Source organism: Rhabdothermincola sp., assembly GCF_036846205.1.
Taxonomy (GTDB): Bacteria; Actinomycetota; Acidimicrobiia; order Acidimicrobiales; family Acidimicrobilacustridaceae; genus Rhabdothermincola.
In genome coordinates this window covers 1-9,018 of the sequence record NZ_DAIUCK010000116.1, presented here as the reverse complement: position 1 = coordinate 9,018, position 9,018 = coordinate 1, and the positions used below count along the sequence as shown (strand labels likewise).

Here is a 9,018-nt window from a genome sequence, read left to right as displayed (position 1 = left end):
AGTCGTGTATGACCCGGGGCGTCCGCCGGCGGGTCAGGTGAGTGGGTGTACGCACACCTACATCTGGCCGTCGACCAGTGAGCCGTCGGGGGTGTTCGTGGTGACGGCCACTATCACCTACGCGAGCAGTTGGGAGGCGACCACCGGTGAGGTGGGGGATCTGGGGGTGTTGGAGCGTTCGTCGAGTGTGCCGGTGCGGGTGGTGGAGGTGCAGGCCGTCATCCGCTGAGCAGGCTGCGCAGCCTCACCCAACCATCACGGCCGTCACCAGGGCTTCGTCAACGATCCTGACCGGGCAGAAGCGTCCGCGGGTCCAGACCTCATACGGAGCTTGTATCCCGGGGTCACGCCGCCGCGAACGCCCGTCGTATGGCGGTGGCGATCTCCTCCGGCCGCTCGAGAGGTCCGAAGTGTCCGAGCTCGGGATGTTCCTCGATGCGACCGTGGGGGAGCGCGTCCACGATGCGCTCGACGAAGGCCGCGGGCCCGAACCCGGTGACCCCGCCCCGCGCCACGACCACCGGGCAGGTCACCCGGTCGAGCCGTGCGAAGGCACCGTGGGTCGCGCCCATCCGGTAGATCTGCGCCTCGTGCTCCGGGCGGCACTTGAGGATCACCGTCCCGGCAGCGGTAGGGGCGAAGCCGTAGTCGACGTAGGCCCGCAGCACTTCCGGGTCGAGGGCTGAGAAGGGGGGTTTGGTGGCGAAGTTGTCGTAGGCGGCGTCGAAGGACTCGAACTCGGACCGGCGGCGGAGCGCACCCTCGGCGAGGGGGTTCGATCCGGCGTGGTCGGCGGCCTCGACCACGTCGGGGGGGAACACCACCGGCTCGAACAGGTACAGCGCCCGGAAGGTGCCGGGCCGTCGCTCCTCGGCCAGCAGGAGCGCGGCGCCTCCTTTGGAGTGTCCGACGCCGAACGGCCGGCGCATCCCCAGCGCGTCGACCACAGCCAGCACGTCGTCGGCGAAGCCGTCCCAGTGGAACTGCCCGTCATCCGGTGCGGTCGAGTCACCATGGCCTCGCAGGTCCGGAGCCCAGCACCGGAACCCGTGTCCCTCGAGGTGTCGAGCCAGGGGGGCCCAGACCCGGCCGTGGAACCCGGTGGCGTGCGTCAGCAGGAGGGGATGGCCGCTCCCGCCGAGGTCGTGGACTGCCAGTCGGGCGCCACCGGTCGACTCGACCAGCCTGGTCGCGCTGGTCACGAGGAGGTCCCGTTGGTGTGGGGGATCAGCTGGCGGCGGGGACGTCGTCGACCGGTTCGCACAGGTCGATCTTGCCATCCTCCGAGCACACGCCCGTCCGCCAGTTCGGCAGCTGCCCTTCGTCGAGCAGGTGCCTGATCATGGCGACGGTACTGGGATCGATCACGACCGGTCCTTCCACCAGCGTCTCGGGGAGCAGGTCCAAGGGCACCGAGGTGGCCGAGCCGTTGCGCAGCGGCGTGTCGTGGATGACGACGGCGTCGATGAACGGCACCCAGCTCACGTGTTCGGCGAGCGCAGCGCGGGTCGTGGCCGCCAAGTGGCCGGCCCGTTCGGCGGTCGTGGAGGGATCCGCGCCGGAGGGCAGCAGCACGAAGGCACCCGGCGGGCCGACCACGAGGCGGGCGACGCCGCTCGAGGCGACCACGCAGGCCGGCGGGAGGCCGGCCAGCACGCTGTCGATGCCGTCGAGCGATGCGTTGGCCAGGTCGGTCACGTCCCCTCCATCGGCACCGGGTGACTAGGCCTTTAGACCTAATACTAGGCCGGACGGCCCATGCGGGGCGATCAGGGCGTTTGGTAGCTCCCCGATCGGGCGCCGCCAGGGCTTCGGCGGGGATGTGGCAGGGATCCGGCCGGGCTGGAGAGCCCGGCCGTAGTGTTGATGGTGATGGAAGGGGACGGGGAGCGCCCCGCGGCACGGGTTCGGCGCCTAGGGGCCTGGGTGGCTGAGCTGGGACGAGTCGCTCCCGGCCTGCTGGAGGCCCACCTGCCGGGGACGGGGCTCGGTTCCCGTACCCGCGAGCAGCTGGTGATCACGGTCGCCGATGTCAACGGCTGCCGGGTGCTGGCGTGGGTCCACGGAGCCTGGCAGGAGTTCCTGGGTCCGGCCGACCCGGACGAGACCACCGAGGCGCTGGTGGCCTACGCCCGGGCGTGCGCCGAGGCCGGCATGCCTCTCGATGCCACCACCCTCGAGGCCGTCTTCCCGGCGCCGGTGGTGCGCTCGACCCGGGCCACCGTGGCTCGAGCCCAGCTCAGCAGCTTGCTCATGAACGGCGCTGGCCTGCTCGCCGACGAGTTGCTGAGCCGCCGCCCTGCCGGCGTGCTCGCGACGGTGGGACAGGTGGCCGCGGTGGCGCTGGTGCTGCCGGCACTCCTCCCCGCGGTGGCGGTGGCCGGCGCGTTGAAGGTCGCGGTGCGGGTCGCGCCGGCGCTCCCTGAGCCGGAGCTGCCGTCTGGCGACGACGCGAACCTGGTCGTCCACCTGCTGGCCGAGGCGCTGCCTTCGTACCTCGGTCACACCGTTGTGCGCTCGCTGCTGTTGTGGAGCCCGGTCGTGCTGGCGGTCGGAGTGCGGATGGAAGGCACCGCCGCGACCTTGCGCATCGGACAGGGCCGGGTCTCGATCGTCAACGGCATCCGCTCCGATGCCCTGGTGATCGTGGAAGGTGGCCTGGAGCCGCTCTTCCACCTGGCCGCAGGCTCGATCGTGCGTCAGCTCGCGGCGAGCGCCCGGCGCAGCCGCGCCTGAGTCGTCAGGTGAAGGCGTTGAGGCCGGTGATCGCCTGCCCGAGCACCAGGGTGTGCACCTCGTTGGTGCCCTCGTAGGTGAAGACGCTCTCGAGGTTGTTCATGTGGCGGATGACGGGGTACTCGAGGGTGATGCCGTTCGCGCCGAGCACCGAGCGGGCCTCGCGAGCCACCCACAGGGCCTCCCGCACGTTGTCCATCTTGCCGAAGCTGACCTGTGCGGAGGTGAGCCGACCTTCGTCCTTCATGCGGCCGAGGTGCAGGGCGAGCAGGGTGCCCTTGTTGACTCGCACCATCATCTCGACGAGCTTGCGCTGCGTGAGCTGGAACGAGGCGATGGGCACGCCGAACTGCACCCGATCCTTGGCATAGGCGAGCGCCGCCTCGTAGCAGGCGCGCGCCGCGCCCATCGCCCCCCAGAGGATCCCGTAGCGGGCCTCGTTGAGGCACGACAGCGGTCCGCGCATGGTGGCCACCTCGGGTAGCCGGAGCGAGTCAGGGAGCCGGACGTCGTCGAGGACCAGCTCGGAGGTCACCGATGCTCGCAGCGAGAGCTTCTTCGGGATGTCGTTGGCGGTGAAGCCGGGTGTGTCGGTCGGGACGATGAACCCCGCGTAGCCGGGCGTACCCGAGTCGCCGTCGGTCCGGGCCCAGATGATGGCGACATCGGCGATGCCGCCGTTGGTGATCCACATCTTCGTGCCGTTGAGGATCCAGTCCGATCCGTTCCGCCGAGCCGTGGTCCGCATGCTGGCGGGGTCGCTGCCCGAGTCGGGCTCGGTCAGGCCGAAGCAGCCGATGACCTCCCCGGCAGCCATCCTGGGAAGCCACTCCTGCTTCTGCTCCTCGCTGCCGAACCGCCAGATCGGGAACATCGCCAGCGAGCCCTGCACGGACACGAAGCTGCGGGCCCCACTGTCGCCCGCTTCGAGCTCCAGGCACGCCAGGCCGTAGGCCACCGCGCTCGTGCCGGCGCACTCGTAGCCCGTGAGGTGCATGCCGAGCAGGCCGAGTGCACCCATCTCCTTGGCCAGTTCCTTGGGGAAGGTTCCCCGCTCGAACCAGTCGCCGACCTCGGGGAGGATGCGGTCGCCGACGAACTGGCGGACCGTGTCCCGCAGCAGGCGCTCCTCGTCGGAGAGCAGCGCGTCGAGCTCGAGGAAGTCGTGGGCGTCCCCCTCACCGAACCGCTTCTCGCCGGGCGCTGCCGTCATCGTCGTCCGTCCTTCGCCTTCGCTCGGTTTGCCATTCAGCCACCATTCACCCGCCGTTCGCCCGCCACTCCTGCGGGTGGCGACGTTCTTCCCGGCGCAGGATCGCAGCCTACGCTTGAGGCATGGCCACGACCGAACACCGCTCCCGACCGGCGACCGACGAGCACCTCGACGCGGTGGCGCGAGCGGAGGGGGCACTGCTCGACCCGGCGTTGGCGCACCTGGTCGAGATGGTTCTGCGTCAGGTCGACGTCGACACCTACGAAGCGGCCGCGGTCGATGGCCGGGTGCGGGTGCGGCGCCGGGCCGACGGCCACGGCTGGTCGTTCGAGGAGCTGGCGGTCGAGGGGCGGAACCCTCTTGGCGACCAGCGCACCGACCGTTTTTCGCCGCTGGACGACGAGCGCGCCACTCCCTACCCGTCCCGCACCGAGAACGCGTACCCCTTCGCGTACGAGCAGCTCGGCCAGCTCTTCGACCATCCGGCCGCGCCGGATCTCGTGGCGGTGCACACCGCCGCGCACAACTGGGAGGATCACGGCGGTCATCGTGGCGAGCACGGTTCGATCGACGTCGTGCAGGCCCGGGCGCCGTTCGTCCTCGCGGGGGCGGGCGTGCGCCAGCTCGGGATGGTGCCCCGGGCGTGCCGGCTGGTCGACGTGGCACCCACCGTGCTCACGTTGATGGGCGCGCCACCGAGGAGGGGCCTCGGTCTGAACGGTGGCGAGCGCGACGACGCGTTGCTCGCCCGCCAGGACGGCGAGCCACTGGTGGAGCTGATCGACTCCTCGTCGGCGCCGCCCGCGCATGTCGTCGGGTTCCTGCTCGATGGCGCCAACGCGAATGTCCTCTATGACCTCGTGGCGAGAGGGGAGGCGCCGAACATCGCCCGGCTGATGGCCATGGGCACCACCCTCGCCCACGGGGCGATGTCGTCGTTGCCCACGGTGACCTTGCCGAACCACACCACGATCCTGACGGGCGCGTATCCGGGGCACCACGGCATCCTCCACAACGCGTGGTGGGACCGCGTCAAGCAGACCCAGCTCGTCACCAACTCGCCCGCCACCTGGGTCACGGCCATGGAGACCCTGGAGCCGGGGGTCGAGACCCTCTACCAGGCTGTCAAGCGAGCGTTCCCGGGTTCGGTGGCGGTCTCGATCAACGAGCCCTGTGACACGGGGGCCGACTACTCGATCTTCGACCTGATGCGCCGGGGAGAGCAGATCGACCGACCCCCACCGGCCGAGGAGCTGCCCCACACCAGCCAGATGTTCGTGCGGCCGGTGAAGGAGTACCGCTGGTCGTCGCTGATCGATCACACCGCGACCGAGCAGTTCGTGGGCATCTGGAGCGGTCATCACCGCGGGAGGTCGTGGCCGCTGCCCCGGTTCACCTGGGTGAACTTCTCTCTGACCGATGCCGCCTTCCACGAGGGTGGGCCGTACTCGGAGATCGCCGCCGCGAGTGTGCGCGACACCGACGGGCGCATCGGCGAGGTCCTGGCCGCGGTCGAGCGGGCGGGGGTGTTCGACCGAACGGCGTTCTTCCTCGTCGCCGACCATGGGATGGAAGAGACCGACCCGTCCTGTACCGGTAACTGGGCCGGCGCGCTCACCGAGAGCGGAGTCCCGTATCGGGACGAAGCGTACGGCTTCGTCTACGTGCGCCCGTAGGCGGCGGCTCCGCGCCCGAGCGGCGGTCCCGGTCCACCGCGCCGGAATGGGTGGGGGTTCGGGGCCGTGTTCCGTAGGCTCTGTCGGACAGCAGCGTCACCGCTTCACCCACCCCTGCCGTTCTGGCATGTCAAACGCGTGCTCTGGCACGCGTTTGACATGCCAGAAGGTGCGAGGGGTCGTGTGAGATGCCGGGTGGAGCGAGGACGCGCCAGATCTCAGGGAGTGAACGCGTGACCGCCACCGCCATGCCATCGGGCTCGCCGTCGGCCTCCACGGCCGCGGCCCGCACCGTCGAGGCCACCAAGATCTACGGAACCGGGGACACCGAGGTGCACGCGCTCGACGGGGTGACCGTCGAGTTCGAAGCCCAGCGCTTCACGGCCATCATGGGGCCCTCGGGGTCCGGCAAGTCGACGCTCATGCAGTGCGTCGCGGGGCTCGACAACCTCACCTCCGGCCAGGTCTTCATCGGCGACACCGAGCTGGGCGCGCTGAGCGAGCGCCGGCTCACCCGCCTGCGGCGTGATCACGTCGGCTTCATCTTCCAGGCGTTCAACCTGGTGCCGACCCTCAACGCGATCGAGAACATCACCCTCCCGCTCGACCTGGCGGGGCGGAAGGTCGATCGCGAGTGGCTCGACTCGGTGATCGACACCGTCGGGCTGCGCGACCGCCTCCGGCACCGCCCGAGCGAGCTGTCGGGGGGCCAGCAGCAGCGGGTGGCGGTGGCCCGTGCCCTGGTGGGTCGGCCCACGATCATCTTCGGCGACGAACCGACCGGCAACCTCGACAGCAGGGCCGGGGCGGAGATCCTCGGGTTCTTGCGCCGAGCGGTCGACAGCCTCAGCCAGACCGTGGTGATGGTCACCCATGACCCGGTCGCGGCCAGCTATGCCGATCGGGTCGTGTTCCTCGCTGACGGGCGGATCGTGGGGGAGCTGGCTGACCCCACTCCCGAGCGGGTCCTGGACCGTCTGAAGCAGGCGAGTCGCTGAGAGCCGGCTCGAGAGAGATCAGGAGCGATCCGGCATGCTGAAGGTGACGATCAAGGGCTTGTTCCAGCACAAGATCCGATTCCTCCTCACGACCATCGTGGTGATCCTCGGGGTGTCGTTCGTTGTTGCATCGTTCACGCTCACCAGCAGTGTGCGCGCGCAGTTCGACCAGCTCTTCCGGGACATCAACGCGAACATCGATCTCACGGTGCGGGCCCGAGAGCGCTTCGACACCGGCGCGTTCGGCTCTGCGGGGCCGGTGCCCGAAGAACTGCTCCCCGAGGTGCAGCGGGTGCCGGGGGTCGCCGCCGCCCAGGGTTCCGCCGGAGGCATCCCGGCGGTGGTGATCGACCCCTCGGGCAAGGCCGTGTTGCCGACGGCAGGGCCGCCGCTGGGGGTGAGCTGGCCTACCGAGCCGTCGCTCTCGCAGGTCATCCTCACCGAGGGAGCCGCCCCGGCGGCCCGGGACGAGGTCGCGTTCGACGAGCGTCTCTACCAGGCTTCCGGATACCAGGTGGGCGACACGGTGACCGTGCAGACCCCGAAGGGCAACGGCACCTACCGGCTCGTCGGCACCTTCAAGTTCGGCGAGGCCAATGCGCTCGCCGGTGCCTATCTGGTGGGCTTCACCCTCCCCGAGGCTCAGTCGGTGTTCAACCTGGAGGGCAGGTACCAGCAGATCGAGGTGCAGCTCGCGTCAGGCGCCGACAGTGCCGACGTGGAGCGGCGGATCGCAGCGGTGCTCCCGCCCGGCTACGAGGTGGTACGCACCGAACAGGTCGTGGAGGAGAGCCAGGCCGATCTGGGGTCGATCATCGACGTGTTCGGTTCCGTGCTGCTGGCCTTCGCGTTCATCACCCTGTTCGTGTCCGCCTTCCTGATCTTCAACACCTTCCTCATCGTGGTCGGGCAGCGGATCAGGGAGATGGCGCTGCTCCGGGCCGTGGGCGCGAGCAGCACCCAGGTCGCGGGCTCGGTCTTCGGTGAGGCCTTCCTCGTCGGCCTGCTGGCCTCGGTGATCGGTGTCTTCGGCGGTCTGGGGCTGGCGGTGGTGCTGAACCTCATCCTGGCCGCGGGTGGATTCGGCACCGACGAGACTCGCTTGATTGTCTCGCCGAGCACGATCGTCGCAGCCTTTGCGGTCGGCATCGGCACCACGCTCGTGTCCGCAGTGTTGCCTGCGGTGTGGGCGACGCGCATCCCACCCGTCGCGGCGATGCGTGAAGGGTTCCGGCTCTCCCTGGGGTCGGTGCGGCTGCTCGGGACCATCGGCGCCGTCCTGGTGGCGTCGGGTGCGGCATCGATCGCGTGGGCGCTGCTCAGCGCACCGGACACGCTGCCGCTCTTCGCTGCGCTGGGAGCTGGTGCGCTGGTGGTCTTCATCGGCGTCGCACTGCTCAGCGCCGCGTTCGCCAGCCCGGTGGCGCGGGTGCTCGGGCTGCCGTTCCGCCGTCTCTACAAGGTCACTGGCGAGCTGGCCCGGCAGAACGCGGCCCGCGAGCCGAGCCGGACCGCGTTCACGGCCGCGGCGCTCATGATCGGGCTGGCGCTGGTGTCGATGTCGTTCGTGGTGGGCTTCTCGTTGCGGGACTCGTTCGTGTCCTCGCTGCGGGGGAGTGTCAATGCCGACTGGTACGTGCGAACGGACTCGTTCTTCGGGTTCTCCCCGGAGGTGGCGCAGCGGCTGCGCCAACGGCCCGAGCTCACTGCGGTCAGCTCGCTCCAGCAGGGCCGCATGCAGGTAGGTGACTCGGTGAAGCAGTTCAGCACCATGGACTACTCGGTTCTGCCGGAGCTCGTCGATCTCCACGTGGTGGCGGGAGCCATCACCGACGGCCGGGGTCTGCTCATCAACGCTGACCCCGCTCGCGAGCTTGGCGTGTCGGCAGGTGATGTGCTGACGGTCGTCTTCCAGGAGACCGGTCCCGTGCAGCTCCCGGTGTTGGCGATCTACGACGACTCGAGCATCGTCGGCAACTGGATGGTCGATTCGGCCACCTATCGCGACAACTTCACCGACCAGACGGACTTCATGGTCCTCGCCAAGACCGCACCTGGGGTGAGCAAGGCGGAGGCCCGGGCGGCCATCGAAGCGGCTGTTGCCGACTACCCACAGCTCGAGGTCGAGGACAGCGAGCAGTTCATCGGCAGCCAGGAGTCACAGGTGGACCAGCTCCTGGCGGTCATCACGGTGTTCCTGCTGCTGGCCGTGATCATCGCGGTGATCGGCATCGTCACCACCCTGGCGCTCTCGGTGTTCGAGCGCACCCGGGAGCTGGGCCTGCTGCGGGCGGTCGGCATGCTGCGCCCGCAGATTCGCCGGATGATCCGCCTGGAGGCCGTGATCGTGGCCGTGTTCGGGGCGTTGCTGGGCGTGCTGGTGGGGGTGATCTTC

General features: G+C 69.7%; 7 protein-coding genes and 1 pseudogene. 5 read left to right on the top strand and 3 right to left on the bottom strand.

Features of this window, described 5'->3' with window-relative positions:
• Positions 1-229 (top strand): annotated as a pseudogene (locus tag V7004_RS13965) (hypothetical protein); the annotation flags it as partial.
• Positions 230-344: 115 nt separating this feature from the next.
• On the opposite strand, the gene V7004_RS13960 reads toward V7004_RS13965, so the two are convergent.
• Positions 345-1,202, bottom strand: a complete 858-nt coding sequence (locus tag V7004_RS13960; protein WP_334144724.1) for an alpha/beta fold hydrolase — start codon at positions 1,200-1,202, stop codon at positions 345-347.
• Between the two features lie 25 nt (positions 1,203-1,227).
• Complete coding sequence (locus V7004_RS13955; RefSeq protein WP_334144722.1) at positions 1,228-1,698, bottom strand: hypothetical protein; 471 nt, start codon at positions 1,696-1,698, stop codon at positions 1,228-1,230.
• 228 nt (positions 1,699-1,926) lie between these two features.
• Here V7004_RS13955 and V7004_RS13950 point away from each other — a divergent pair, with 228 nt between their 5' ends.
• Positions 1,927-2,736: a hypothetical protein gene (locus V7004_RS13950; RefSeq protein WP_334144721.1), complete on the top strand. Its 810-nt coding sequence runs from the start codon at positions 1,927-1,929 to the stop codon at positions 2,734-2,736.
• Between the two features lie 4 nt (positions 2,737-2,740).
• Here the strand turns inward: V7004_RS13950 and V7004_RS13945 are convergent, their stop codons facing one another.
• On the bottom strand, positions 2,741-3,949 hold the full coding sequence (locus tag V7004_RS13945; protein WP_334144720.1) for an acyl-CoA dehydrogenase family protein: 1,209 nt from the start codon (positions 3,947-3,949) through the stop codon (positions 2,741-2,743).
• Positions 3,950-4,071: 122 nt separating this feature from the next.
• Between V7004_RS13945 and V7004_RS13940 the strand changes: the two genes are divergently transcribed.
• The 3 genes from V7004_RS13940 to V7004_RS13930 form a co-directional block, all read left to right on the top strand.
• Positions 4,072-5,625: an alkaline phosphatase family protein gene (locus V7004_RS13940; protein ID WP_334144719.1), complete on the top strand. Its 1,554-nt coding sequence runs from the start codon at positions 4,072-4,074 to the stop codon at positions 5,623-5,625.
• A gap of 248 nt (positions 5,626-5,873) precedes the next feature.
• Entirely contained in the window at positions 5,874-6,623 is a 750-nt protein-coding gene (locus tag V7004_RS13935; protein ID WP_442968072.1) for an ABC transporter ATP-binding protein, read from the top strand.
• 34 nt (positions 6,624-6,657) lie between these two features.
• On the top strand, positions 6,658-9,018 hold a 2,361-nt coding region (locus V7004_RS13930; RefSeq protein WP_334144716.1), incomplete at its 3' end, for an ABC transporter permease.

What these genes read in the sequence shown, in the direction of transcription:
- V7004_RS13945 (WP_334144720.1), bottom strand. Translation starts at nt 3,949, where the DNA reads ATGACGGCAGCGCCCGGCGAGAAGCGGTTCGGTGAGGGGGACGCCCAC.
- V7004_RS13940 (WP_334144719.1), top strand. Translation starts at nt 4,072, where the DNA reads ATGGCCACGACCGAACACCGCTCCCGACCGGCGACCGACGAGCACCTC.
- V7004_RS13935 (WP_442968072.1), top strand. Translation starts at nt 5,874, where the DNA reads ATGCCATCGGGCTCGCCGTCGGCCTCCACGGCCGCGGCCCGCACCGTC.